26 protein-coding genes are annotated in these 24,591 nt (G+C 49.3%); 18 read left to right on the forward strand and 8 right to left on the reverse strand.

Translation table 11 applies throughout. The features are described 5' to 3' along the window. Positions 1-2: 2 nt before the first annotated feature. The gene (locus tag H615_RS0114755; protein ID WP_027955870.1) at positions 3-989 is read right to left on the reverse strand and encodes a DUF3231 family protein; all 987 of its coding nucleotides are present in this window, start codon (positions 987-989) and stop codon (positions 3-5) included. Continuing rightward, the gene (locus tag H615_RS0114760; protein ID WP_027955871.1) at positions 961-1,167 is read right to left on the reverse strand and encodes a hypothetical protein; all 207 of its coding nucleotides are present in this window, start codon (positions 1,165-1,167) and stop codon (positions 961-963) included. The genes H615_RS0114755 and H615_RS0114760 overlap by 29 nt, the downstream gene beginning before the upstream one ends. 105 nt (positions 1,168-1,272) lie before the next feature. Between H615_RS0114760 and H615_RS0114765 the strand changes: the two genes are divergently transcribed. From H615_RS0114765 to H615_RS0114775, 3 genes are read left to right on the forward strand one after another with little or no spacing between them, the layout of a single operon-like run. Beyond that, the gene (locus tag H615_RS0114765) at positions 1,273-2,784 is read left to right on the forward strand and encodes a spore germination protein (protein WP_027955872.1); all 1,512 of its coding nucleotides are present in this window, start codon (positions 1,273-1,275) and stop codon (positions 2,782-2,784) included. Next, a complete protein-coding gene (locus tag H615_RS0114770) occupies positions 2,777-3,892 on the forward strand; it encodes a GerAB/ArcD/ProY family transporter (protein ID WP_051254728.1) in 1,116 nt (371 codons plus the stop codon). Before H615_RS0114765 ends, H615_RS0114770 begins: the two co-directional genes overlap by 8 nt. Next, positions 3,882-4,970 (forward strand): Ger(x)C family spore germination protein, encoded by a 1,089-nt coding sequence (locus tag H615_RS0114775; RefSeq protein WP_027955874.1) that lies wholly within the window; start codon positions 3,882-3,884, stop codon positions 4,968-4,970. The genes H615_RS0114770 and H615_RS0114775 overlap by 11 nt, the downstream gene beginning before the upstream one ends. Positions 4,971-5,501: 531 nt before the next feature. Here the strand turns inward: H615_RS0114775 and splB are convergent. Together splB and H615_RS0114790 are read right to left on the reverse strand one after the other, a co-directional pair. Beyond that, positions 5,502-6,530: a spore photoproduct lyase gene (gene splB, locus H615_RS0114785; protein WP_027955876.1), complete on the reverse strand. Its 1,029-nt coding sequence runs from the start codon at positions 6,528-6,530 to the stop codon at positions 5,502-5,504. Then, positions 6,524-6,784, reverse strand: a complete 261-nt coding sequence (locus H615_RS0114790) for a transcriptional regulator SplA domain-containing protein (protein WP_027955877.1) — start codon at positions 6,782-6,784, stop codon at positions 6,524-6,526. The genes splB and H615_RS0114790 overlap by 7 nt, the downstream gene beginning before the upstream one ends. 156 nt (positions 6,785-6,940) lie before the next feature. Between H615_RS0114790 and H615_RS0114795 the strand changes: the two genes are divergently transcribed. From H615_RS0114795 to H615_RS0114815, 5 genes are all read left to right on the forward strand, one after another. Continuing rightward, complete coding sequence (locus tag H615_RS0114795; RefSeq protein WP_027955878.1) at positions 6,941-7,468, forward strand: GNAT family N-acetyltransferase; 528 nt, start codon at positions 6,941-6,943, stop codon at positions 7,466-7,468. 355 nt (positions 7,469-7,823) lie between these two features. Further along, complete coding sequence (gene noc / locus H615_RS0114800) at positions 7,824-8,687, forward strand: nucleoid occlusion protein (RefSeq protein ID WP_027955879.1); 864 nt, start codon at positions 7,824-7,826, stop codon at positions 8,685-8,687. Between the two features lie 110 nt (positions 8,688-8,797). Continuing rightward, entirely contained in the window at positions 8,798-9,571 is a 774-nt protein-coding gene (locus tag H615_RS0114805; protein WP_027955880.1) for a ParA family protein, read from the forward strand. Beyond that, positions 9,552-10,385 (forward strand): ParB/RepB/Spo0J family partition protein, encoded by an 834-nt coding sequence (locus tag H615_RS0114810; RefSeq protein ID WP_027955881.1) that lies wholly within the window; start codon positions 9,552-9,554, stop codon positions 10,383-10,385. Before H615_RS0114805 ends, H615_RS0114810 begins: the two co-directional genes overlap by 20 nt. Before the next feature lie 61 nt (positions 10,386-10,446). Next, a complete protein-coding gene (locus tag H615_RS0114815; protein ID WP_027955882.1) occupies positions 10,447-11,151 on the forward strand; it encodes a DUF554 domain-containing protein in 705 nt (234 codons plus the stop codon). A 2-nt stretch (positions 11,152-11,153) separates the two neighbouring features. Here H615_RS0114815 and yyaC read toward each other — a convergent pair whose 3' ends face one another. Next, positions 11,154-11,780: a spore protease YyaC gene (gene yyaC, locus H615_RS0114820; protein WP_027955883.1), complete on the reverse strand. Its 627-nt coding sequence runs from the start codon at positions 11,778-11,780 to the stop codon at positions 11,154-11,156. 89 nt (positions 11,781-11,869) lie between these two features. On the opposite strand from yyaC, the gene H615_RS0114825 reads away from it, so the two are divergent. From H615_RS0114825 to rpsR, 7 genes are all read left to right on the forward strand, one after another. After that, positions 11,870-12,889: a YkvI family membrane protein gene (locus tag H615_RS0114825; RefSeq protein WP_027955884.1), complete on the forward strand. Its 1,020-nt coding sequence runs from the start codon at positions 11,870-11,872 to the stop codon at positions 12,887-12,889. 50 nt (positions 12,890-12,939) lie between these two features. Beyond that, on the forward strand, positions 12,940-13,848 hold the full coding sequence (locus tag H615_RS0114830; RefSeq protein WP_027955885.1) for a mechanosensitive ion channel family protein: 909 nt from the start codon (positions 12,940-12,942) through the stop codon (positions 13,846-13,848). A gap of 14 nt (positions 13,849-13,862) precedes the next feature. Further along, the gene (locus tag H615_RS0114835) at positions 13,863-14,057 is read left to right on the forward strand and encodes a DUF951 domain-containing protein (RefSeq protein ID WP_027955886.1); all 195 of its coding nucleotides are present in this window, start codon (positions 13,863-13,865) and stop codon (positions 14,055-14,057) included. A 241-nt stretch (positions 14,058-14,298) separates the two neighbouring features. After that, positions 14,299-15,396 carry a redox-regulated ATPase YchF gene (gene ychF / locus H615_RS0114840; protein ID WP_027955887.1) on the forward strand — a complete coding sequence of 366 codons (1,098 nt, stop codon included), beginning with the start codon at positions 14,299-14,301 and terminating at the stop codon, positions 15,394-15,396. A 136-nt stretch (positions 15,397-15,532) separates the two neighbouring features. Further along, positions 15,533-15,826 carry a 30S ribosomal protein S6 gene (gene rpsF / locus H615_RS0114845; protein ID WP_027955888.1) on the forward strand — a complete coding sequence of 98 codons (294 nt, stop codon included), beginning with the start codon at positions 15,533-15,535 and terminating at the stop codon, positions 15,824-15,826. A 12-nt stretch (positions 15,827-15,838) separates the two neighbouring features. Beyond that, positions 15,839-16,327, forward strand: coding sequence for a single-stranded DNA-binding protein (ssb, locus tag H615_RS0114850; protein ID WP_027955889.1), 489 nt, complete (start codon positions 15,839-15,841; stop codon positions 16,325-16,327). A 21-nt stretch (positions 16,328-16,348) separates the two neighbouring features. After that, positions 16,349-16,576, forward strand: a complete 228-nt coding sequence (rpsR, locus tag H615_RS0114855) for a 30S ribosomal protein S18 (RefSeq protein ID WP_027955890.1) — start codon at positions 16,349-16,351, stop codon at positions 16,574-16,576. A gap of 56 nt (positions 16,577-16,632) precedes the next feature. On the opposite strand, the gene H615_RS0114860 is transcribed toward rpsR, so the two are convergent. Then, the gene (locus tag H615_RS0114860) at positions 16,633-17,070 is read right to left on the reverse strand and encodes an Rrf2 family transcriptional regulator (RefSeq protein ID WP_027955891.1); all 438 of its coding nucleotides are present in this window, start codon (positions 17,068-17,070) and stop codon (positions 16,633-16,635) included. Positions 17,071-17,249: 179 nt separating this feature from the next. On the opposite strand from H615_RS0114860, the gene hmpA reads away from it, so the two are divergent. Next, a complete protein-coding gene (gene hmpA / locus H615_RS0114865) occupies positions 17,250-18,473 on the forward strand; it encodes an NO-inducible flavohemoprotein (RefSeq protein ID WP_027955892.1) in 1,224 nt (407 codons plus the stop codon). Between the two features lie 2 nt (positions 18,474-18,475). On the opposite strand, the gene H615_RS0114870 is transcribed toward hmpA, so the two are convergent. Together H615_RS0114870 and H615_RS0114880 are read right to left on the reverse strand one after the other, a co-directional pair. After that, positions 18,476-19,108 (reverse strand): YczE/YyaS/YitT family protein, encoded by a 633-nt coding sequence (locus tag H615_RS0114870; protein WP_027955893.1) that lies wholly within the window; start codon positions 19,106-19,108, stop codon positions 18,476-18,478. Positions 19,109-19,635: 527 nt separating this feature from the next. After that, positions 19,636-21,285, reverse strand: coding sequence for a peptide ABC transporter substrate-binding protein (locus H615_RS0114880; RefSeq protein WP_425307007.1), 1,650 nt, complete (start codon positions 21,283-21,285; stop codon positions 19,636-19,638). Between the two features lie 302 nt (positions 21,286-21,587). Between H615_RS0114880 and H615_RS0114885 the strand changes: the two genes are divergently transcribed. Both H615_RS0114885 and serA read left to right on the forward strand, forming a co-directional pair. Continuing rightward, positions 21,588-22,748 carry a pyridoxal-phosphate-dependent aminotransferase family protein gene (locus tag H615_RS0114885; RefSeq protein WP_027955895.1) on the forward strand — a complete coding sequence of 387 codons (1,161 nt, stop codon included), beginning with the start codon at positions 21,588-21,590 and terminating at the stop codon, positions 22,746-22,748. A 3-nt stretch (positions 22,749-22,751) separates the two neighbouring features. Next, on the forward strand, positions 22,752-24,338 hold the full coding sequence (gene serA, locus H615_RS0114890) for a phosphoglycerate dehydrogenase (RefSeq protein WP_027955896.1): 1,587 nt from the start codon (positions 22,752-22,754) through the stop codon (positions 24,336-24,338). Positions 24,339-24,591: the final 253 nt, after the last annotated feature.

The following is a 24,591-nucleotide window of genomic DNA, read 5'->3' on the forward strand; positions in this document are numbered from 1 at the left end:
GTTTATTGGATGAGTCTCTGTCGGTCCGGTGCCTGCGGGGGCTCTTCAAACCAGCCGTTCTCAATCATAATATCAAGCCCGTCTTTCCCGTAGACGGCCGCCTGCAGCATGAGCTTGTGGTAGTGGTAGACGATGTCGTAGCGCAGACTGACCGCTGCACCGTTGACGTAGTTCCCCTGCCCGGCGGATATGAGGACGCTGATCATATACATCATGAGCCGGTCGGAAAATACCGGATCAGTACTTGTAGTCAATAAACTCGCAGATGTCATGGGAACGGTGATTCCGGAGTTCTCAAGGATATCGGAAAGGCAGATGCGGTGATCGATGGAAATGCGTTTTCCACGCCTCATGTACTTTTTCACGGTTTTATTTTTGCTGGTCTGACCGAAGGCTTGACAGACCACTTCCCCGAGCGCATTGTTTTTAACATTTTCATAAATATGAGTGATCTCGATCGTATTCAGGGACCGCTTGTGAAACGGATGGTAGTAGGCTTTGCTTTCGATGTATTCCGTCTCATTCAGAACTTCGATTTGAGGAGCTCTCGTATAGATCCCTTTTTCAAGTGCCGCACGCACACTTAGATTGTAGAGCTTATCCTGCTGATCGATACGGTCGGTAAAAAAAGCGCGGACATCACTATTCGCAGAAGCCCCAAGGGAGTAGCCGTCCGAGGTTAACCCGACCTTCCCCATATGCTCTAAGAACGACAAAATAAAGGCATCCGTAAACAATTTCTTCGCCCGTGGGTTTAAATCTTCGAGAGAAAAGCCGTTGGGGACAGGGAGACAGGCTTCCTGAAAAAATGCCCTGCACGTGTCGATCCCCTTGTCCGCCAGATCCCTCGACAGCTGGATCAACGGTTTTACCTTCTCATCCTCACATGTATTTTTTAAGTATTCGAGTACTGGGACGGCCATACTGTTCTGAATGTACTGCGTCCACAGCAGCCCGATTTCATTGGCTGTTAGTTTCTTCTCCGGCATTGCGTTTTCCCTCCTGCGTATCTTTATCTTCATGGCGGTAAAGAAGGAGCCATGGTAGGAATATGAAATTCACTAGAAATCCATAGATCAACATTTTGGCGAGCCAGTCGACTACAAACAGTGTCGAAACAAAGATGCAGACGATGAAAAACAACGGGGAAAGATAGGCATAAATCATGTCGCGCCCTCCTTAATCCCTCTTATCCTGTCCCCGTGAGTATAAATTATTACGAGATGCGGATGATAAGAGAGAAGAAGTCAGACTTAATGTAAGGAGCTCATCATGTGGAAATGGATGCGGAAAAATAAAAAAAAGCAGGGCGGGCAGAAGCCGTCGTATAACCAGAGCGATACGCTGCCTGAATTTATTGAAGTGCTGGGTCATTCCGAGGATTTCATTCAATTTGAACTCGACGGAATGACCCGATGTACCGTTTCCTACTTGAAGACGATGAGCGATTCGAAAATTTTGAACCGTTCTGTGCTCACCACATTGAACAGTCATGCGCTGCACGGATTGAAGGAAATCAAAGAGACGATTCCTGTTGAGAACGTCCTGATTACCGATGATTTGAAAGTGATCCAGACGAAAGTCATGTTCGGTTACATTATGATCCAAGTGAAATCCTCTATGGAGCAGGTGCTCCTCGTTCCGGCGGTTTCCTTGGAATCGAGAGATGTGAGCATACCGGAAGTCGAATTCAGTGTTGTCGGGCCGAAGGAAGCGTTTGTGGAAACGATCAATACCAACATCAATCTGATCCGTAAACGTCTGCCGCTTCCGCAGCTGACCGTGAAAGAACTGCAGGTCGGCAAAATGACGAGCACCCGGACCGCTGTCGTTTACGTGGACGGGATAGCGGATCAGGATAACGTTGATACCGTCACACAAAGACTCCAGGATATCGAGTATGACCAGTTGATCGACAGCTCGTTTATTACACAGATGATTGCTGATAACGCCCACTCCCCCTTCCCGCAGCTGCTTGATACAGAAAGACCGGACAGGGTCGTCTCAAGCCTCGTTGAAGGAAAAGTAGCCATTTTGGTCGATGGATCGCCTCACGCACTCACGTGTCCGACAACGGTCGTCGAGTTTTTCGGGGCCTCGGATGATTACTTTCTACCGTGGCATCTGGCTTCTGTGTTCCGGCTGATCCGCTTATTTGCCGTTATCTTTTCCGTTCTCAGCACACCTTTATATGTCGCCGTTCTGACGTATCATTTCGAGATGATCCCCCCTGAATTGATGGCTACCATTGTTTCGTCAAGGTCCGACATCCCTTTTCCGCCGATCCTTGAAGTGATTATCCTTGAATTGACGATTGAGCTCCTCCGGGAAGCGGGAGCACGGCTTCCGACGAAAATCGGCCAGACCATCGGTATCGTAGGCGGTATCGTGATCGGGACCGCAGCTGTTGATGCCGGATTGACGAGTAATGTGCTCCTGATCATTGTGGCACTCAGCGCGCTTGCTTCCTTTACGACGCCGGTCTATCAAATTGGTAACACGATCCGGCTGATCCGCTTTCCGTTTTTGATTGGCGCCCAGCTCTGGGGACTCGTCGGGGTGTCGATGTGTATGGTTTTCTTTATCGGCCATTTGATCAAGCTCCAGTCTATCGGCCGTCCATTTTTTGAACCGTTGTATCCGCTCCGGTTCAAAGATTTGAAAGATGCCTTTATCCGCCTGCCTTTTACCAAACAGGTGGATCGTCCGGTGCTGATGAGGTCCGAAGATCCAAAGCGTATGAATGAAGACAGGGCGAAAGCAAAGAGGGATATTGATGAATAAATTAAATGAAAACCAAGGATTGAACATATCGGAAAACTATTTGGTGAGCCCCTTTTATGTCTTTTTCATCATCTTTACGATGCAGGTGGGAATCGGAATTCTCGGGTTTGAGCGGTACTTAGTGGAAAAAGCCGGGTTTGATGCCTGGATATCTGTACTGACTGCAGGCGTATTCCTTCATATCCTCGTTTGGATCATGTACCGTCTCCTACAAAATGGAGGCGGAGATATCGTCCATATCCATAAGCAGGTGTTCGGGAAATATATCGGCGGTTTTCTAAGTCTCCTGTTTGCTGCCTACGCGCTGCTGTTGTCATTTGATGTCATGATTACGTTTATTGAAGTGATCAAGGTGTGGATGTTCCCCGGGCTGCAGGTCTGGATTTTTTCTTTTGTCATGATCGGTCTCGTCTACTACATCGTTTCCGGCGGGTTCCGGGTGATTACCGGGATTGCACTCATCAGCGTCGTGATCGGGCTGCCGATCCTGCTGCTGAAATTCTTCCCGATTCAGGCGGGGCACACGATGAACATTTATCCGAATATCAACCACAGTCCCGGTCAGATTCTTGCCGCAGCAAAGCAGAGTGCGCTCAGCTTTCTGGGCCTTGAATTTCTACTGATCTTCTACCCCTTTATCAAAAATCCGGATAAATCAAAAAAATGGGCACACTTCGCCGTGTTTTACACGACGATGCTTTACTTCATCAGTGTCCTCGTCACGTTTGTCTACTTTAGTGAGGAACAGTTGAAGCAGGTCGTATGGGGAACGATTTCGACATGGAAGATTGTCGAATTTCCTTTTATCGAACGTTTTGAATATGTAGGGATCGCGATGTGGCTGTATGTCATTCTGCCCAACATCTGCATCGGCATCTGGGGGGCGACGCGTGTAATGAAAAGAATCTTCCCTGTGAAGCAGATTCACTTTTTAAGAGTCGTCTGCATCTCCCTGTTCTTCCCCGTCGCTTTAGTAGCAGGCCGCGATCCGATCAATGCCATTAACAATTTCGCCGGCACGGTCGGTTATTACGTTCTGCTTTACATCCCGGTTCTTCTTCTATTAAAAATGATCTCGGATAAAGTGAGGAAGCGATATGAAAATTAAGTGGAACGTACTTGTTTTGTTCAGCACCTTCCTTCTTCTCACAGGTTGTATGCCCAGTAAGAGTGTTGAGGAAAGTGCCATCGTCCAAATCTCCGGCTATGATAGAGGCGGCGAAAAAGGAAGAATTAAAGGGACTGTATCGATACCCCAATATGGCAAGAGTGAAAAGAAAACCGCCGCCTCTGAGCTTTACTTAACTGTTGATGCCAACTCCATCAAGGATGTGGAGAAGGAAATCCAGAAACAATCCTCCAAGCCGATCTCCATCGGGAAACTGGCGGTCACGTTGTACAGCATGGAGCTGGCTAAGGAAGGCATTTCCGACGTCATAGACGTGCTGAGCAGGGACGCCCGTCTAAGCCGGAACATGTATCTCGCGGTCGTGGATGGACAGACGCAGGACTTGATTGAAAATGGATACACTCAGGATGAGACAACCTCCAAGCATCTGCAGGGACTGATTGAAAATAATGTCCATCACAACTTCCCATCAACAAGTCTGCACGAATTTTTATATGCCTATTTTGCGATTGGTATGGACCCCTATCTTCCCATATTGTCGAAAAAGGAGACGTTTGTAGAAGTCTCCGGCATTGCCTTTTTCGACAAGGGAAAAGTCGTGACCACGCTGTCGGATGCGAAAGTCTTTACATTCAAAATGATGAAAGAAAATTTTTCAAGGGGGATGCAGGACCTCCCTTTTCAGGATGGGACCATCATGCTGGATAATATCGGTTCGACAGTGGATTACAAATTGACAGGCACGCCGGAAAACCCCGGCGTGGACATCCACGTAAAATTGGAATCGGAAGTGAATGAAATGGTCGGGGTGGAGGAAAAACCGTCGCCAAAGCTCGCAAAAGAAATGGAAGATGCGTTTGTGGAGTATTTCAAGACGAATGCCGGAGAGATGATCGAATTGTTTAAGAAAGAAGGCATCGATCCACTCGGTCTCGGTCATTTTGCTAAAACGAGGACGAGACATTTTGATGAAAAACGGTGGGAGGACCTGTATCCGGATATGGATATCCAGTTCACCGTCGATGTCGAAATTACCGAATACGGCATCTTCTCCTGATTTGAATGTGACACAAAAAAGGCCTCTGGAAGGAGGCCTTCAGCTTGTAGAGGAACCTCTGTTTCTTTACGAGCTTTTTTCTTTCTCACCGCCAGGAGCGAAAGCCCCTTCCCTTTCCGCGGACGAGCGCCCGAGCTTCCTCGCAAAACCCACGCTCGGCGATCTCGGATCACTCGTTCTTCCGCAGGAGTGGAAGGGGCACCGCTCCTTGGGAGTTCTTTAAAATCGACAAAGACTCTCCTTCACCCGGCTCATCCCTGCTGGATGGCGGAGAGTCTTTGTCATATTCCGGCAGGCAGCCGTCGCAGCGCAGCCTATGCCGTTCTTTTGAATCTGCGAACCTGCTCAGTGCACAACCTCTCTCCTCTATATTTTAACGTCGGCACGAGGAGCTTATCGGTGGTGATGCCCACGGCATTCATCCACCGATAAGCGGAAATCGGCCCTTCACACGACAAATCGACAACTCTAACTGATAAACACAGGCTTTTTCTACAGCCTAAAGGCCTCTGGTAGGAGGCCTTTTTTGTTTCACGTGAAATATTCAAGGCTTGCTTCAGGGAAATATTCGGCAATGTAGCCGCCGAGGACATTCTTCATCTCTTCCTGTTCATCTTTTTGGTAGACGTACTTTCCGATGCCGTAACGCCCCCATTTGTATTTGCGTTTTTCTTCATCCATCTCAAGCTTTGTCATCGGATAGTTTTTCTGAATGACGCGTTTGGCTGGTTTTGTAAACCGGTGCTGGATCAGTTCAAACGTCAGATCCTTTACAGCACGGTCCGGGAGTCTGTCCTGAAGTTTTTCAAACAGCTCCCTGTACCCTTCCTTCCAATCCTCATAAAGGTAGATCGGGGCGATGATAAAACCGAGCGGGTAACCGGCTTCGGCCACTTTTACGGCTGCACCGATACGGTCATCGAGCCTTGATGTGCCAGGCTCCAAATATTTAATGACATAATCGGCATTCATACTGAAGCGGAACCGTGTGCGTCCGTTATGCTTCGCATCAAGGAGATGGTCCACGTGCGCAAATTTTGTCACGAACCGGAGCTGCCCATATTCGGACTGCCCGAAATATTCGATTGCCCGCTTCAAGGAATGGGTCAAGTGATCGACGCCGACAATGTCAGACGTACAGGAGGCTTCAAAGCGGGTCATGTCCGGTGCCCGCTCCTTCATGTACTGTTCCGCAGAGTCGAGCACTTCATCAACGTTCACATACGTACGGATATACGGCTTGCTGCCCATCGTCGTCTGCAGGTAGCAGTAATGGCAGTGACCCATACAGCCTGTCGCAAGAGGGATGGCATATTCTGCCGACGGCTTGGACGTATCAAATTTCAATGTTTTTCTTACACCGACGACAAGGGTCGATTTGGCCATCCGGTACTTTTGGAAATCATTCTCCCCAGGCAGGTTCCGGACCTGGTTATGGGAGGTGGTCTCCCGGATTTCAATGCCCATGCCTTCGAACTTTTCCTTTAATTCCCGGCCTAAGGGATACTCCAGGGCCCGGGGTTCAATATAGACAAGTTCCGGTACAAATGGTTTTACCACAGCTGTCCCTCCGATTCAGCCCCGCCGCCGAAGGCATCGTAGTAGGCCCTTTCCGCTTCCCCCTCGGAAGCATACACAGCGATGTTCTCGTCGAGTGGAAAATAAGTTTCGTACAAAAACAGAGCCAGTTCGCCCGGCTGTTCCGGATTATTGACGACGGCTGCTTCCTGTACATTCGCCACATCATACGTGTGTGGATTGCGATAGATGACATAAACGACATCTCCCGCCTTATAGGACGGTTGAAATTCCATACGGACACCTGCTCTCATAAAATTGGTTACACTGCTATTCCTTGTCCATTTGTGCTCATGTTTCCACGAGAACAGCTTTTTTATTATGAAATTCGCTGTTAATAAAAGGAATTCAAGTCTCCTGTCCAGAAAAGGAAAAGCAGGAGGATGAGATATATGACATGGCTGTTGGGTACAGAACGTCTGATTTTAGAGCCCTTTACAGAAGATTTAATAGAGAAAACAGCAGAACTTGCGGGAGATCCGGAAGTGGCGGCGACGACATTCCTTCCCCATCCCTATACGATTGAGCATGCGAAGGAATGGATTGCTTCCCATGCTTCCTGGATGGAGGAAAAGAAAGCTTTTCCTTTTGCCGTAAAGCAGAAGAAAGACGGTGGACTGTTGGGAACGATGACGCTCCGTATCGATGAGGCACACCAAAAAGGCGAACTCGCCTATTGGATCGGCCGGCCCTTTTGGGGGCACGGATATGGATCCGAGGCAGCCCGGCGGGTCGTCCGGTTCGGTTTGGAGGACATCGGACTGCACCGTATCTGGGCAGCAGCGATTTCCGACAACCCGGCCTCTACGCGTGTCATGCAAAAAGCCGGTCTCACCTACGAAGGAACCTTGAAGGAGGACATGCTTCATGGAGGGGAATTCAAGGATATTGACGTGTACGGCCTCGTTCGTGGATCATAGCGACGTTCCATGTGAAACAAAAGCGCCTGCTTTCAGGCGTTTTTTTGCGGGGCACAGGCATAGAACAAAATTTATCGACGAAATCTGTCAGAGAGAGAGAGAGGGAGGGAAAAACGCATCAACCCGGCACGGATTTTCAAGGATCCCGCCGGTTTCGACAGGGGAAGGATGTAAAATCTTCGTCCATCAAGATACTTTTCCCTGTATAAATGTGATAAAATAATGAGAGAAAAGAAAACGGCATACGTGTGCGCAGCAGCGTCTACAGCCTGCGGCGCTTTTTATGTTTCAAACCATTCCTTTCATTCTTATAAATAAAGGCGTATGCTTGATCGTATAAAGGTGGTGTCTGATCGTGTTACATCCTTTTGGTCGTTTATTCGGGCTTGGGGACAAACCGGAATCGGATAATGACAACAATGAGGAACAAGGCTACAGTCCCGATGAAGTTGTACAGGTTCCCGTAGATCGTGTACAGCCTAACCGCTATCAGCCACGAGCGATTTTTAACAGCGAGAAGATCAGCGAACTTGCCCAGACGATACATACGCATGGGATGATTCAGCCGATCGTTCTCCGTCGGTTAAATGAAGAAGAATATGAATTGATTGCCGGTGAACGCCGGTGGCGCGCTGTCCAGTCGCTCGGATGGGAAGCTGTTCCGGCGATCATCCGTGATATGAATGACTCCCAGACGGCGTCGGTGGCCTTAATTGAGAACCTGCAGCGGGAGGAATTAACCGTCATTGAAGAAGCGCTCGCCTATGCGAAGCTGATTGAGCTTCATCAATTGACACAGGAGGCCCTGGCTCAGCGTCTCGGTAAAAGCCAGTCGACCATTGCGAACAAAATCCGGCTTTTGAAGCTGCCGGAATCCGTACAGCAGGCCATCATGGACAAGCAGATCACGGAGCGTCACGCCCGTGCCCTGATCTCTTTGAAGGATCCGGAAGTGCAGGAACAGGTACTGAAGGAAATCATTGAAAAGCAGCTGAACGTGAAGCAGACGGAGGAACGGATTGCCAAGCTTTCCGATCCAAAACCAAAGAAAAAGAAACCTACCCTTAAAGGGGTGAACAAGGATATGCGGATTGCGATGAATACGATCCGCCAGTCGTTGAATATGGTGACAGATACCGGAATCGATCTGGAAACAGACGAGCAGGATCATGATGATTATTATCAAATCACCATTAAAATTCCGAAGAAAAAATCATAACGTCCGGCACCCATCTTGACTTTTTGTGGAGATGGGGCTTTTTTTAAGCTGTTCCGCCTATTTTCCGGGGGAAATGGTAGAATTATACTAAAACAGAGGCAGGTGACACCATGGGGAAAGTGATTTCCATCGCAAATCAAAAAGGCGGGGTCGGTAAAACGACGACAGCCGTCAATTTAAGTGCATGCTTGGCTTATCTCCATCATAAGGTCCTTTTAGTTGATATCGACCCGCAGGGAAACGCCACGAGCGGGATAGGTGTGGAAAAGGGGGAAGTGGATCAATGCATCTACAACGTTCTCATTGATGATGTGAAGGCGGACAAGGTCCGGACGGAAACGCTCGTACAGAACCTGGATGCCATCCCCGCCACCATCCAGCTTGCCGGTGCAGAAATTGAACTGGTGCGGACGATTTCAAGAGAAGCTCAGTTGAAAAAGTCCATGGATCAGTTGAAAGCGGATTACGACTATATCATTATTGACTGTCCGCCCTCTTTAGGCCTTTTGACGTTGAACGCCCTGACCGCTTCTGATACGGTGTTAATTCCAGTCCAGTGTGAATATTATGCGCTTGAAGGACTGAGCCAGTTGTTGAACACGATCCGGCTTGTCCAGAAGCATTTAAATAAGCAGCTGATGATTGAAGGAGTCCTGCTGACGATGCTCGATGCCAGGACCAACCTTGGTATCCAGGTAATCGAAGAAGTGAAAAAATATTTCCAGGATAAGGTCTATCAATCGATCATTCCCCGTAATGTCCGGTTGAGCGAAGCTCCCAGCCACGGACGTCCGGCGATTCTGTATGATCCGAAATCAAGAGGAGCAGAAGTCTATTTAGAATTAGCAAAGGAAGTGATTACAAATGGTGAGAGGGTTAGGTAGAGGGCTGGATTCTCTGATCACCGGCTCCATGGAGGATGATGAACTGATTGATGTGTCTGTGGGCGCATGCCGGCCGAACCCGTACCAGCCCCGCAGACAGTTCGATAAAGAGGCCCTTGACGGACTTCAGCAGTCGATTGAAACCCACGGCATCCTCCAGCCTTTAATTGTACGGAAAAGCATCAAAGGCTATGAGATTATTGCTGGTGAGCGCCGTCTGCGGGCAGCCAGGCAGGCGGAGCTTGAGACGGTTCCTGCCATCGTCAAAAATCTGACGGATGAGGAAATGATGGAGCTTGCTCTGCTGGAGAACCTGCAGCGTGAAGATCTCTCCCCGGTGGAGGAAGCCCGTTCCTATGAAAAGCTGATCAAGGAACTGAACGTCACGCAGGAAATTCTGTCCAAGCGACTCGGAAAAAGCCGCTCGCACATTGCCAATCTCATCCGTCTTTTATCGCTTCCACAGGAAGTGATCGAGCTGATCGAGGCCGGCAGCCTCTCGATGGGCCATGGACGGGCTCTGCTTGGGTTGAAAGACCGGTCGGAGCAGATTGCACTCGCCGGCCGGATCGTCAAAGAATCCCTCAATGTCCGGCAGGTGGAGCGGCTGATCCACGAAAAGAATCAGACGCGTTCGAAAGATAAAAAGCAGCCGAAACCGGCCGATGTGTTTTTGAAGGAGCGCGAAACCGACTTGAGAAACCGGCTCGGTACGGCTGTGAAAATCCAAAAAGGCCGTCGGAAAGGGAAAATTGAGATTGAATTCACCAATGAAGCCGATTTGGAGAGAATTCTTGATATGTTCCAGGAGTAACGGGTACGACCAGAGGCCTCAGGGTCTCTGGTTTATTTTTGTCTGAGGAGGTCGGAAGCCGATGGTTTTAACAGGAGCGCTCGTCAATGGACTCTGTATCGCTGTAGGTACAGGACTAGGTCTGTTTTTTACAAAAATCCCTGAGCGGTTTAAGGAAACGGTGATGAACGGGATTGGTCTTGCCGTTCTTTTGATTGGACTCCAGATGGCGTTTGAAACAGAAAACATCGTCATCGTTCTGCTCAGTCTGCTGCTCGGCGGCTTAATCGGGGAGGCGGCTTCTCTTGAGGAAAAGCTGCAGTCCACAGGTCGGTGGCTGGAGGAGAAATTCAGCCGCCCGGGTCAGGAAACCGGCATTGCACAAGGGTTCATTACCGCCTCCCTCATTTTCGTCATCGGGGCGCTGGCGGTTCTGGGTGCCCTGGATAGTGGCCTGCGCCAGGATCATGAAGTGTTGATCACTAAAGGGATCATCGATGGATTCGTTGCGCTCGTCCTGACCTCGACGCTCGGATTCGGCGTGTTGTTTTCCGTCGTCCCCGTCGTGTTATATGAAGGAGGCATCGCCCTCCTGGCGACACAGATCAATGCCTGGGTTCCGGAGGCGATCCTTGATCAATTCATCGTGGAAATGACGGCAGCCGGCGGTCTGCTTATCACAGCTATCGGGCTGAATATGCTGAATATAACCAAAATCCGCACAGCCAACCTGCTGCCTTCGCTGCTGATGGTCGGAGTGATTCTCTGGGTTTACCAGTGGTTTTAATGTTACTGGATCCGTTTGTGAATGACAGGACGGGACGCTGTGAACGCCTGGAACGGACGTGTCTCCATGCTTGTTTTCTTCCGCTTCGCTTCGGTCATCTGAATGGCTGCGGCCACTTTAGCCGCCATCTGCATGACGACGTGAAGCCGTGTGTTCTGCAGGACGACATGCTCCATGAATCCACTGACATTGACCATCCCGCTGATATGGATCTGCCCTACCGGAGGCAGGTCCTTTTTTAATGCGGAGCCTGGGTTCAAGGACCCTTTACCGAGAACAACGGAACCGACGGAGGAAGATTTTCCGAGGCAGGCGTCGACAGCGAGAATATACGGGTTTACATGTTCCCGGTGGATGGCAGACAGCCGTTCTTTCAGGTTCAAGGCGTGGAGCGGCTCTTCCAGTGTGCCGTATATATGGAAGGTATCCAGTAATTGATCGTGAAGCATCGATCCGACGAGCGGACCGAAAGAATCTCCCGTGGAACGGTCGGTTCCGATACAGGCGACGACGATGTCCTTCGACGGGGGAAGCCAGTCATTCAAATAGTCGGCAAGCTGATCACTCATGGCCGGGTCTTCAGTGCTGACGCGTTTCTCTTCTTTGGAAAACTTGTCCTTGAAATTCATAGCTTCTCCTCCAGACACATAGTAGTAACAGTATATAAGGTTGTCCCTGGTTCTATACGTCGCAAATACATAGATGTGGAGGAACGGTCATGATAAAAGCGGGTTGTAAGTGGATGTTTTTGATTGTCGGAACGATGATAGGGGCCGGCTATGCTTCCGGAAGAGAGCTGTGGCAGTTTTTTGGTGATGACAGCAGTCTGGCCATCCTCTTGTTTTCCCTTATGTTCATCTTCTGCTGCTGGGTGATTTTGTCGATCAGTTTCAAGCTGGAAAGCGGCCATTATCTCCCTGTCCTCCGCGCGGTCGTCGGCCGTCGTCTGACCGGCGTATATGACTGGATGATCATCGTCTATCTGTTTACGACGACGGTCATTATGCTGGCGGGCAGTGGAGCGACCCTGCAGGCCTTTAACTTCTCTTATAAGTTCGGGGTCGTTCTGATTATCATTCCGCTTATTCTCCTGTTTGTATGGGACGTCAAAGGGATCGTCGTCGTGAACAGCTTTGTTCTGCCGCTGCTGATCGCCGGTCTGTTATTCGTCCTCATCCTGTTCATCAAAGATCAGGATCTGTCCCTTTTCGGCCATGTGCACGAGATGAGCAACTGGCTGGCGGCTTTTCCGTTTACTGCACTGAACATCCTGCCTTTGATCGCTGTCCTCGGGGCAATCGGCAACCAGGTCCGGCGGAAAGGAGAGATCTGGGTGGCCAGTATCGGAAGCGGGGTGGTCCTCGGAGTCGTTTCCTACCTATATAACAACAGTCTCATCCAAATTGCAGAAGACATCATTTTGTATGAAATCCCCCTTTTCGCGATTCTTAAACATTATCCGTACGAAATGATGATCTTCATGTCGGTGATGCTTTGGATTGCCATTTTCACCACCGCGGCCTCCGGGACACTCGGGCTCGTCACGAGGTTCCGGGATTACGTCCGGCAGCCGCTCTGGATCCTGGCGATGATGGTGATTGCCATCATGCTTCCTTTCACTTCTTTCGGTTTCTCCACGTTAATTGAATACTTGTATCCGCTGTACGGTATCCTGAATTTATACGTGCTCCTCGCCCTTCTTTTATACCCCGTTCTTTCCAGATTCAAAATTCGCTGAAAACCTGTTAAAATGAATGTCATATTCATAGACGTACAGGAGGGAAAGCGGTGAGTGAGCCAACGAAAGCTGTGGAGGATGCCAAAACACAGTGGGAGGAACTTGTCAGTTATGTCAAAGATCCGGAGATTTGGTGGAGTTATGGAATCGGCGCGTTGAAGATCATTATGATCATTGTGCTGTCTCTGCTGATTATCCGGATCGGGCGCGGTTTGATTGCGCAGTTTTTTGCGAATAAACGCAGGGGGCCATTTCAAATTACCCAGCGCCGGGAAGCGACGCTGAACAAGCTGGTCGTCAATGCGTTGTCCTATGTCGTCTACTTTGTCGCCTTTATTATGATTCTGGAGACGCTGACGATCAACATCGCTGCACTCCTTGCCGGTGCCGGTGTAGCAGGCCTTGCGATCGGCTTCGGGGCCCAGAACCTTGTGCGCGACGTTATTTCCGGCTTCTTCATTATCTTTGAAGATCAATTTTCCGTCGGCGACTATATCCAGACCTCCGGTGTCGAAGGCTTCGTTGAAGAAGTCGGTCTCCGGACGTGTAAGGTGAAAGCATGGACAGGCGAAGTCCATATTCTGCCGAACGGCAATGTAACTCAGGTGACCAACTACTCCATGCACAACAGTGTGGCTGTCGTCGATGTGAAAGTGGCCTATGAGGAGGACATCGAGCGGGCAGAGCAGGTCATTTCAAAACTGCTTGAGGAACTGCCGGAACGTTATGAGGAAATCATCACTATGCCGGAACTCCTTGGTGTCCAGAACCTCGGGGCATCGGAAGTCGTGATGCGTGTGATCGCTGAGGTTAACCCGATGGAGCACTGGGCGGTGGCACGGGTGATCCGTAAAGAAGTGAAAAACCGGCTGAATCAGGAAGGCATTGAAATTCCGTTTCCACGTATGGTCATGTATTCCCGTCATGACGAGAACGAGAATGAAGCGGTCGATCAATAAGGAGGAGCACAGCTATGGCAGAGAAATCCTATGAACTCAATGATGTGGTGCAGATGAAAAAACCGCACCCCTGCGGCGAGAACCGCTGGAAAATCATCCGCATGGGGGCGGATATCCGGATCAAATGTGAAGGCTGCGGACACAGTGTCCTCGTCCCGCGCCGGAAGTTTGAAACGAAGATGAAAAAAGTGCTGGAACCGAGTGAATGAACGAAAGCCCTCCCTTTGACAGGGGAGGTTTTTTTATGGAAAGAGGGAAAAAAGGACAAACTTCCATTATTCGGTCTGTTTCTTTGGAAAGGGTGGATTTGTTATAGTGGAAAATGGACTTTTGAGCTGTGCTTTTCCCCGTAAGGACGGGACGGCGCAGGTTGTTATTTTCAAGTACAGAATCTATAATAAAGTGGACTAACATGCATGTATGTAAATCCTTAAGGAGTGAAAGTCTCATATGGCACTAACAGCTGGAATCGTAGGTTTACCGAACGTAGGGAAATCTACGTTGTTTAACGCAATTACACAGGCAGGCGCTTTATCCGCCAACTATCCGTTCGCCACAATAGATCCGAACGTCGGGATCGTGGAAGTACCGGATTCTCGGCTGGAAAAGCTGACCGAGCTTGTGAACCCTAAGAAAACTGTTCCGACCGCATTTGAGTTTACTGATATCGCCGGCATCGTCAAAGGCGCAAGTAAAGGGGAAGGTCTCGGCAACCAGTTCCTCTCCCATATCCGCCAGGTGGATGCGATCTGCCACGTTGTACGCGCGTTCGAAGATGAAAACATCACCCACGTATCCGGTCAGGTCGATCCGATCACGGATATCGAAACGATCAACCTCGAACTGATCCTTGCCGACCTTGAGACGGTTTCGAAGCGTCTGGACCGTGTGGCTAAGCTTGCCCGTCAGAAGGACAAGGACGCCGTTGCTGAATATGCCGTTCTTGAAAAGCTGAAGGAAGCATTGGAAGCTGAAACACCCGCCCGCGCTGTCGAATTCAGCACCGATCAGGAAAAAGTCGTGAAAGGTCTCCATCTTTTAACTTCCAAGCCCATCCTCTATGTGGCTAACGTAAGTGAAGATGAGATTGGCGAAGGCGATAATGACAAAGTGAAGCAGATCCGTGAATTTGCGGCTAAAGAGAACGCAGAAGTCATTGTCGTGTGTGCAAAAATCGAGTCTGAAATCGCTGAGCTTGATGGCGATGAAAAGGACGAATTCCTGGACGATCTTGGAATCGAGGAATCCGGTCTTGATCAATTGATCAAAGCGACCTACAACCTGCTCGGCCTGGCGACATATTTCACTGCCGGCGAACAGGAAGTGCGCGCATGGACCTTTAAGGAAGGCATGACCGCTCCGCAGGCGGCCGGCATCATTCATACGGACTTCGAGCGCGGCTTCATCCGTGCTGAGACAGTGTCCTATGAGGATCTTGTCGACGCGGGAACCATGGGGGCAGCCCGCGACCGCGGCCGTGTCCGCCTTGAAGGAAAAGAATATCTGGTCAAAGACGGTGACGTCATCCATTTCCGTTTTAACGTATAAGCGGGGAACCCTCCACAAAAGGTTGTAAAGTGAGGACAAGTTTGTTACAATACTATATTGTGAGTAATTAAACGAATTACTCCTTGCTCCTCTTTACGAAAAAGGAGCCGTTAAGTCCATAAGGAGGTGAAAACGGATGAACAGAAAATACGAAATCATGTATATCATCCGCCCAGATATCGAGGAGGAAGCGAAAACGTCTGTCAAAGATCGTTTCAGCAAAATCCTTACAGATAACGGAGCGGAGATCCAGGAAGTTAAAGAACTAGGCAAGCGCCGTCTTGCTTATGAAATTAACGACCACCGTGATGGAATCTACGTAACAGTTGATTTCAACGGTACACGTGAAGCGATCAATGAATTCGACCGTCAGGCGAAGTTCACGGATGATATTATCCGCCACATCGCAGTACGCGAAGATGACAAATAAGGAGTGATTCTGGTGTTAAATCGTGTCGTACTAGCCGGCAGATTGACGAAGGATCCTGATTTACGCTATACGCCAAACGGAGTAGCTGTCGCCAACTTTACGATCGCTGTCAACCGCCCGTTCTCAAACAATCAGGGAGATCGCGATGCCGATTTCATCAACTGTGTCGTTTGGAGAAGAGCAGCGGAGAACCTTGCGAATTTCATGAGTAAAGGCAGTCTTGTCGGAGTGGACGGACGTTTACAGTCCCGCAGTTTCGACAATCAGGAAGGCAAGCGTGTGTTTGTAACCGAAGTCGTTGCAGACAGCGTACAATTCCTAGAATCCAAGGGTGGTTCTTCGCAGGGCGGAGGAAACCGTGGAGGTTCAGGATACCAGCCAAATCAGAATCAACCATCAGGAAACAACTTCGGTTCCAATAATAATAATCAACGAAACGATGACCCATTCGCAGATAATGGGGAACCCATCGATATATCAGACGACGATCTACCATTTTAATCAGAAAGGAGTGAATGCTACATGGCACGTCGTGGACGCGGAAAACGTAAAAAGGTGTGTTTCTTCACAGCTAACGGAATCACACACATCGACTATAAAGATGTTGATTTGCTGAAACGTTTCGTCTCTGACCGTGGAAAAATTCTTCCTCGTCGAGTAACTGGAACTTCTGCTAAATATCAGCGTAAATTGACAAAAGCGATCAAACGCTCTCGTCAAATGGCCCTGCTTCCTTACTCTACTGAGTAATAGCAGCGTTACTAAAAACCGTGAAGTCTTTTAAAGACTTCACGGTTTTTTTATGTTCAGGCCAGCCCCATCAGCTTCTGCAGTTCTCCCCGATTATCCAGTAAGTCCGCCAGTGTATAGCTGTCCAGCACTTGAAAGAATGCGGCCAGGGCTTCGTGCAGGGCACGCTTCAGCCGGCAGGCCGGTGTAAGGACACAGTAATCCGAGCCGCAGTCAAAGCACTCCAACAGGTGGAAATTATCCTCCATCGCCCGTACGACGCTTCCAATGTTTATATCTTTCGGTTCTTCAGCCAGACGAATTCCTCCAGCTCTTCCCCGGATCGTTTCAATCAGACCGAGCCTGCTCAATTCATGAATGATTTTCCCCAGATGGTTTTCAGATATATGAAACACCTCGGAAATTTCCTTTTTATTCGCCAGGGCACCGTCTTCCTTGGACCCGGCAAACATCAGTACCCTCAGGGCATAATCCGTATATTTCTTCAGATGCATGTCCGGCACCCCTTTTGTTTTCCAGTTTCCTTTATCATACCACATGTATTTCTATGGAAAGCGGTGAGAAGATTGCCTTCGAATTGTCAAATCTTTTTGTGAAAAAGACGTTGCAGAAGACGTCCCTTTCGATACAATAAAGGTGTATACAAAATACATCTTTTAAAGGGGTTTGAATGATGACCAATCACGTTAAACATCCGCTTGATGAAAAGACTGTACGGATTATCAAGGCCACCGTTCCTGTGCTGGAGGAGCATGGGGAGGCCATTACGACCTTGTTTTACAAACGACTTTTTGAAAATTACCCGGAGCTTAAAAACATTTTCAACCAGACCCACCAACGTGCGGGAGACCAGCCGAGAGCCTTGGCGAATATGGTTTACATGGCAGCTCTTCACATCGAAAACCTTGGGGCGGTGCTTCCTCAGGTGAGAACCGTTGCGGAAAAGCATCGAAGCTTGAATGTTCAGCCGGAACATTATCCGATTGTTGGTGAATATCTGCTGAAGGCGATGAAGGAAGTGCTTGGCGAGCAGGCGACGGATGAAATCCTTGGAGCCTGGGGAGAGGCTTACGGTGTCATTGCAGGTGTTTTCATCGATGTGGAAAAAGATTTGTATGAAGCAGCCGAGGATCAGAAGGGTGGCTGGGCAGACTGGAGGTTGATGCAGGTCGTGGATAAAGTGAAGGAAAGTGATGAAATGACGTCCTTTTACCTGCAGCCGGAAGATGAGCGCCCACTGCCCCGTTACAAAGCTGGTCAATACATTACGGTGAAGGCAGAGATCGAAGGGGAGTCTTATGATCATCTTCGTCAGTACAGCTTATCTGATGCTCCGGGCAGTGGTTATTTCAGAATCACCGTCAAACGTGAGGCAGGATCAGAAGGTGTTCCAGCCGGGATCGTTTCGACGTGGCTGCATGACCATGTGAACGTTGGAGATGCGCTTCCGGTAAGCGTTCCGGCCGGCGATTTCCATCTGGATGATCATAAGCGTCCGCTCGTTCTAATCAGCGGAGGAGCAGGATTGACTCCTTTGATGAGCATGCAGAAAGAAGCGGCAGCCCGGCAGCCTGAACGGGATATTTATGTTGTCCATGCCGCAAGAAGCGGAAGCGTTCATGCGTTCAGGGAGGAAATGATGAAGAGGAAGGCCTGTTTCGTTTATGAACAGCCGACTGAGGAAGATATCCGCTCCGGATCGTTCCATGAGCGGGGGTTTATCAATCTGGATATCCTTCAGCGGACGGTTCCGAAAGATGCTGAATTTTACTTCTGTGGACCGAAGGGGTTTATGACAGCAGTGTACAGCAGTCTGACCGAGTGGGGTGTGAAGGAGGATGCGATGCACTATGAATTTTTCGGTCCTCAGGAGGCATTGCTGCTGAGAGAATCGTAACGTTACGACTCTCTCAGTGGAGCAGCCTGGAAGGTGCGCTGGTCGAACTGGTCAATCATCTTCATAAAGATATTAATGATATACCCGCTGAAAATGGTAATGATCACGGTGCCGATTCCCACGGCTCCTCCAAACAAGGCCGCCAGAATGACAAGAATGATGCTGATGAAGGCTCTCGATATCGAAACATTCCATCCTGTTAAATCTTTAATCACAAGCATCATCCGGTCGAAGGGATTCGGTGCGAAATCTGCCTGAAGGTTCATCGCAATCCCGAAACCGGCAATGATCATGCCGCTGATCAGGCAGATAAACTGTACGGCTCCCGTTGCCGGCTGGACGGATTCTCTTAGAAGAAACACCCAGAAATCAATCCCTGCCCCTGTCATCAGAGAGGTGATGACAGCGAAAAGTTCCGGTTTTTTCCTCGATGCCGCCGCATTAAACAGGATCATCGTCAGGCCGACAACAATTTCCCAGCTACCGATCGTCAATCCGAATGTCCGGTGCAGTCCTACAAGAAGGGCGTCAAAAGGAGAGGTACCGAGGGAGGATTGAATCGTCAAGGCAATACCAGCGGTCATAATGAAAAGGCCTGCCATATAATACAAGCCTCGGATGTAATGGCGTTTCATGACACCACCCCTTTTCTCGTTATCCTTAGACTATACAGCGGGAGTCACCCGGATTTCAAGGGAGAGGGTGTAAGGTGTAAATAAAAGTAAAAAAGCAGGAGCTTATGGCTCCTGCCTTTCAAGCTGGTGAGTGAGGAACCTTGACCACCATTTGGGTAGAACGGTCACGTTCCGCTTATCGGTGGATGCCTGCCGCGGGTACGGCCTCAGCTAACTTGGGCAGAAAGAACACCTGCCCAAGTGGATCTTCGACCTGTGCTGTTCCCGCAGGCGTCACCACCGAACGCTCCTCGTGACTTCACCAAATGATGAAGGCTCTAAACGATCCTTGTTTCACAAAAACATGCCGTACGGGTCATGACAGGAACCCTGAATGATGTGTCGTATACGTGCAGGGAGACGTCCACTTACCGTAATCGAAAGCATTTTACTTGAATAAGGAAGACTGGAGGCGTTGGGGTAAATGGGAGTTATCTACATATAAAAAAGCAGGAGCTAAAAAGCTCCTGCTTTTTTATAGGATAGAATCACTCTTCAACGTAAGCCCACTTGAATTCGAATTCAGGGCCTGTTGCTGTAGAATACACGCCTTTAATGGACGGGCGGAACAGTTGTGCTTTAGCATCCTGATAGATAGGAGCCACAGCCTGATCTTCTTCAAGAAGCAGCTTCTCGGCTTCCAGGAAGGTTTCAAAACGCTTCGCCGGGTCCTGGGCGTATTCTGTGTTGGCTTTTTCAATTAAGCTGTCATACTCTTCGCTGGAGTACGCCATGTTGTTGTTCTGACCATCTGTCAGGTACATGTTCAAGTACGTGTTCGGGTCCACGTAGTCTGGTCCCCACGTAGCCGCTTCGATTTCGAATTCGGAATTGTTATCACGGCGGACACGTTCTTTAAATGGAACTTCCAGAAGTTTGATTGTCAATCCTTCCAGGTTTTCCTCAAGCTGTCCTTTGTAATACGCAAGAGCATCTTTGGATGTCCCGGTATCATCACCAAGCAGCTCGATTTCAACAGAATCTGTACCGAGTTCCTCAAGGGCCTTGTCCCAGTGCTCTTTTGCTTTCTCAACATTGGATTCTACAAGTGACCCTTGTGCCTCGCGGAAATCTTCCTCACTGTCCGGCATGGACACGAAGTTGGATGGTACATAGCCTTCTGCAGGGACGGATCCGTCATTCAGGATGACATCGACAAGACCTTGACGATCGATCCCGTAGGAAATCGCCTTACGTACATTCACATTGGCAAGGGCCTCGTTATTTTCCTGGTTGAACTTGAAGAAATATAAGTATGGTTTTTCGACGACGTTGAACGCTTCGTTCGTACGATACTGGTCGACAAATTCCGCATTCAATTCTGTCTGATCAATTTCACCGGACTCATAAAGGTTCACACCGGTGGAAACCTCTTTTACAACTTTAGCATTGATTTTTTCAAGCTGTACCGTTTCGTTATCCCAGTACGAATCGCTCTTTTCGATGGACCAGCCTTCGCCGTGGCTCCACTCTGTCATTTCGAACGGTCCGTTGGAAATGGTATATTCCGCTTCTGTTGCGAACTTGTCCCCCTGTTCTTCAACGTATGCCTGGTTCAGCGGCATGAACGTGATGAAGACCGTCATGGACTCAAAGTAAGGAACCGGCTTTTCCAGTTCGACTTCAAGTGTTTTATCATCTACAGCTGTTGCTCCGAGGTCTTCCAGGGAAGCTTCCCCGTTGCTGATTTCTGTCGCATTTTTAATAATCCCACCAAGGAAGTATGGACCGTACTCGGATCCCACTTCCGGATCAACCGCTCTTCTCCACGCGTAAACGAAATCATCAGCGGTAACCGGGTCGCCGTTTGACCATTCGGCGTCACGCAGGTTGAATGTCCACGTCAGGCCGTCTTCGCTCACTTCAGAGCTTTCCGCCATTCCGTTGACAAGCTGGCTGTTTTCATCGAGTCGGTAAAGTCCCTCGTAGGTTTCCCCTGCCCATTGGAATCCGACGGAATCCGTAATCAAGGACGGGTCCATGCTTGGGATCTCACTTTTAGATGTAATCGTGATTTCCTGTTCTCCTGAAGCACTGCTTTCTTCTGTTCCTTCTGATGTTTCCTCATTACCTTCTCCTGATTCAGATGATGTTTCACTGTCCCCGCCGCTGCACGCTGCAAGTACGAGCACAAACATCAATCCGAAAAGCACCAACAGATGTTTTCTCAAAGTGACTCCCCCTATAGTTTAAATTTTCTAAAAATAATTACTTTTTGAATTATACAAATAAATAAGAAAAAAAGCAAAGTCTATTTTTGTCTAATCCTTTGGCATACGCGGGAAAACACAGGCTTATCCTGCTTTAAACAGAATATTCCCATTACATTGACATCGGGTTTACTTCTGATAGGATTATAGAATATCCAATTCTTTTCTAACGTTTTAACGCGTCTAAAAGATGAAAAGAGAGCATTGAATAAATAGGAGGTACAAGTCGAATGAAGCGTGAATGGGATTTGCTTCATACTCCGGGACCGACGCCGATCCCGCCGAGTGTGGACCGCAGTATGAGTCAGCCGATGATTGGACACAGAGGAGAAAAATGCAAGGAATTGATGCAGGACATCGCCCCGAGGTTGAAGCCGGTCTTCGGTACATCCGGTGACGTTCTCGTTATAACAGGAAGCGGGACGTCCGCGCTGGAATCTGCTGTTGTCAATGCCACCCAGCCGGGAGATGAAGTGCTTGTCGTTGTTGCCGGTGCTTTCGGTGATCGTTTTGCCCAGATTTGTCAAACCTATGAATTGAATGTCCATCGTCTCGATGTCACATGGGGAGAGGCTGTGAAGGTCGAAGAGGTCACACGGGCTCTACAGGAGAACCCGGAAATCAAGGCTGTATTCGTGACGCACTGTGAAACATCGACCGGAGTTATGCACCCGGTGGAGGCCGTCGCTGAAAAAGTGAAGGAAGTCAGTGAGGCTCTTGTCATTGTTGATGGTGTCTCTTCGATCGGCGGCGCTGGTTTGAATATGGACGCCTCTGGAATCGATATCTTAGTCTCCGGTTCACAAAAGGCGATGATGCTCCCGGCCGGTCTTGCGTTTGTTGCAGTGGCGGATTCTGCCTGGACGGTCATTGATCAGAACCCGAGACCGCGCTTTTATTTGGATCTGCGCGTCTACCGGAAGCAGCTGATGGCCGGTCAGACCCCGTACACTCCGGCTCTTTCCCTGCTGTTTGGACTGCAGGAAGCGCTGCGTCTTTTAGAGGAAGAAACGTTGGAAAAAGTGTATGAACGTCATGCATTAATGAAGCAGATGACACGTGAAGCGTTTCAGGCTCTTCAAATTCCTCTGCTCGTTTCCGATGGAGAGGCATCCACGACGGTCACCTCCGTCCGGCCGGAAACGTTCGAAGCCGAGCAGTTGAGAAAACTGGCAAGAGAAGAATTCGGCCTGCAGCTTGCCGGCGGACAGAAACAGCTGAAGGGTGAAATCTTCCGTGTCGGCCATATGGGGTACTCCCGTCCGGCCAATGTTCTGCAGTATATCGGCATTATCGAAATCATTCTGAAGCGCCTTGGTCATACGTTTGAACCGGGTGCGGGTACAGCAGCAGCTCAGGCCGCGTACCTCGATTTTACAAGGGAGGATTAATCCATGCACCGAGTGTTAATTAGTGATCCATTGAGCGAGGAAGGCATCAAACCGCTCCGAGAAGCGGATGATATAGAAATCATTAAGGAAACGTCCATGTCCCATGAGGAACTGTTGGAAGCGGTCGGCTCCGCAGAAGCATTGATTGTCCGCAGCCAGACACAGGTGACGCGTGAAGTCATCGAACATGGAACCCACCTGAAAATCATCGGCCGTGCCGGTGTCGGTGTTGATAACATCGATTTGGATGCGGCCACCGACAATGGTGTGATTGTCGTGAACGCCCCGGATGGCAATACGATTTCCACAGCCGAACACACTATGGCGATGCTCATGTCCCTGGCCCGCAACATCCCTCAGGCGTATCACCAGCTTCAGCAGAAACGCTGGGAACGTAAGAAGTTCGTCGGTGTGGAGCTGAAGGACAAAGTACTCGGGATTGTTGGATTTGGACGGATCGGACGCGAGGTGGCCCAGCGTGCAAAAGGGCACCGCATGAAGGTCGTAGCCTTTGATCCTTTCCTTAATGAAGAAAAAGCGCAGAAGGCAGGCGTCACTCACGGTACATTGGAAGAAGTGTTGCAGCAGGCGGATTTCCTGACTGTACATACGCCGCTGATTGAAAAAACGAAGCATTTGATTAATGAAGAAGCGATCGCACTCATGAAAGACGGTGCCCGTATTTTGAACTGTGCCCGCGGCGGAATCGTGGAGGAGAATGCCTTGTATGAGGCAGTTAAATCCGGGAAAATTGCAGGAGCGGCTCTTGATGTATTTGAAGAAGAACCGGCAACCGAGCATCCGCTGCTGTCCCTTCCTGAAGTGATTGCCACTCCTCACCTCGGTGCAAGTACCGTGGAAGCGCAGGAAAACGTTGCGACAGATGTCAGTGCTGATGTGCTCGAACTGCTGCGCGGCGGAACCGTAAGAAACCCGGTCAATCTGCCTTCGGTTTCTACTGAAATGATGGAGAAACTGTCTCCATACTTTACGCTTTCCGAACGTCTTGGTTCTTTTGTGTCCCGCATTGCGGAAGGCACATTTGAAAAGATCAATGTCTACTACAGTGGTGAACTTCTCGACATCGATACGACTCCGTTGACGAGAATTGCGGTGAAAGGCATCCTCGGTCGTTACATCGGCAGCCGCGTTAACGATGTCAACGCCTATAAGACAGCTGCGGATAAAGGGATTACCATCAATGAGCAGAAGTCTACGAAAACGAAAGGGTTCACGAACCTCATTACGGTTGAAATTGAAACCGACAAGGAAACACGAAGTGCAGCCGGTACCCGGTTGAATGGACTTGGAGCGAGGATCGTGCAGCTCGACCAATACTCCATCGATATCGTTCCGGAAGGTCATTTGATTGTCATTCACCATACCGACCAGCCTGGAGCCATCGGCCGTGTCGGAAGTCTGCTCGCTGAGCAGGACGTCAACATTGCAACGATGCAGGTCGGACGTGCAAACGAAGGTGGAGAAGCGGTCATGGTCTTAACCGTCGATAAAGCCATTGATAAGCAGGCGGCTGATCAACTTTCTGAGATTGCCGACATCCGTCAGGTGGATTATTTAACTCTTAAATAAACAAAAGACCGGCCTGAGCAGGCCGGTCTCAGCTTGTAAAGAAACCTATGTTTCTTTACAAGCTTTTTTTCTGTCTTACCGCCAGGAGCGTAAGCCCTTCCCTTTCCGCGCCCGATCTTCCTCCCCGGCCCACTCGTTCTTCCGGAACGGTCTGTGCCCCATACGTAATTGAAAAAAGTTCATTTTCGATTATATTCAGTCTAATAATAAGAGGCGATCTTCTGTTTAACGGAAAATCGTTCTCTTTTTGGGT

The organism is Halobacillus kuroshimensis DSM 18393 (assembly GCF_000425705.1).
GTDB lineage: Bacteria > Bacillota > Bacilli > Bacillales > Halobacillaceae > Halobacillus > Halobacillus kuroshimensis.

What these genes read in the sequence shown, in the direction of transcription:
- H615_RS0114755 (WP_027955870.1), bottom strand. Translation starts at nt 989, where the DNA reads ATGCCGGAGAAGAAACTAACAGCCAATGAAATCGGGCTGCTGTGGACG.
- H615_RS0114760 (WP_027955871.1), bottom strand. Translation starts at nt 1,167, where the DNA reads ATGATTTATGCCTATCTTTCCCCGTTGTTTTTCATCGTCTGCATCTTT.
- H615_RS0114765 (WP_027955872.1), top strand. Translation starts at nt 1,273, where the DNA reads ATGTGGAAATGGATGCGGAAAAATAAAAAAAAGCAGGGCGGGCAGAAG.
- H615_RS0114770 (WP_051254728.1), top strand. Translation starts at nt 2,777, where the DNA reads ATGAATAAATTAAATGAAAACCAAGGATTGAACATATCGGAAAACTAT.
- H615_RS0114775 (WP_027955874.1), top strand. Translation starts at nt 3,882, where the DNA reads ATGAAAATTAAGTGGAACGTACTTGTTTTGTTCAGCACCTTCCTTCTT.
- H615_RS0114790 (WP_027955877.1), bottom strand. Translation starts at nt 6,784, where the DNA reads ATGGAATTTCAACCGTCCTATAAGGCGGGAGATGTCGTTTATGTCATC.
- H615_RS0114795 (WP_027955878.1), top strand. Translation starts at nt 6,941, where the DNA reads ATGACATGGCTGTTGGGTACAGAACGTCTGATTTTAGAGCCCTTTACA.
- H615_RS0114805 (WP_027955880.1), top strand. Translation starts at nt 8,798, where the DNA reads ATGGGGAAAGTGATTTCCATCGCAAATCAAAAAGGCGGGGTCGGTAAA.
- H615_RS0114810 (WP_027955881.1), top strand. Translation starts at nt 9,552, where the DNA reads ATGGTGAGAGGGTTAGGTAGAGGGCTGGATTCTCTGATCACCGGCTCC.
- H615_RS0114815 (WP_027955882.1), top strand. Translation starts at nt 10,447, where the DNA reads ATGGTTTTAACAGGAGCGCTCGTCAATGGACTCTGTATCGCTGTAGGT.
- yyaC (WP_027955883.1), bottom strand. Translation starts at nt 11,780, where the DNA reads ATGAATTTCAAGGACAAGTTTTCCAAAGAAGAGAAACGCGTCAGCACT.
- H615_RS0114825 (WP_027955884.1), top strand. Translation starts at nt 11,870, where the DNA reads ATGATAAAAGCGGGTTGTAAGTGGATGTTTTTGATTGTCGGAACGATG.
- H615_RS0114835 (WP_027955886.1), top strand. Translation starts at nt 13,863, where the DNA reads ATGGCAGAGAAATCCTATGAACTCAATGATGTGGTGCAGATGAAAAAA.
- ychF (WP_027955887.1), top strand. Translation starts at nt 14,299, where the DNA reads ATGGCACTAACAGCTGGAATCGTAGGTTTACCGAACGTAGGGAAATCT.
- rpsF (WP_027955888.1), top strand. Translation starts at nt 15,533, where the DNA reads ATGAACAGAAAATACGAAATCATGTATATCATCCGCCCAGATATCGAG.
- rpsR (WP_027955890.1), top strand. Translation starts at nt 16,349, where the DNA reads ATGGCACGTCGTGGACGCGGAAAACGTAAAAAGGTGTGTTTCTTCACA.
- H615_RS0114860 (WP_027955891.1), bottom strand. Translation starts at nt 17,070, where the DNA reads ATGCATCTGAAGAAATATACGGATTATGCCCTGAGGGTACTGATGTTT.
- hmpA (WP_027955892.1), top strand. Translation starts at nt 17,250, where the DNA reads ATGACCAATCACGTTAAACATCCGCTTGATGAAAAGACTGTACGGATT.
- H615_RS0114870 (WP_027955893.1), bottom strand. Translation starts at nt 19,108, where the DNA reads ATGAAACGCCATTACATCCGAGGCTTGTATTATATGGCAGGCCTTTTC.
- H615_RS0114880 (WP_425307007.1), bottom strand. Translation starts at nt 21,285, where the DNA reads ATGTTTGTGCTCGTACTTGCAGCGTGCAGCGGCGGGGACAGTGAAACA.
- H615_RS0114885 (WP_027955895.1), top strand. Translation starts at nt 21,588, where the DNA reads ATGAAGCGTGAATGGGATTTGCTTCATACTCCGGGACCGACGCCGATC.
- serA (WP_027955896.1), top strand. Translation starts at nt 22,752, where the DNA reads ATGCACCGAGTGTTAATTAGTGATCCATTGAGCGAGGAAGGCATCAAA.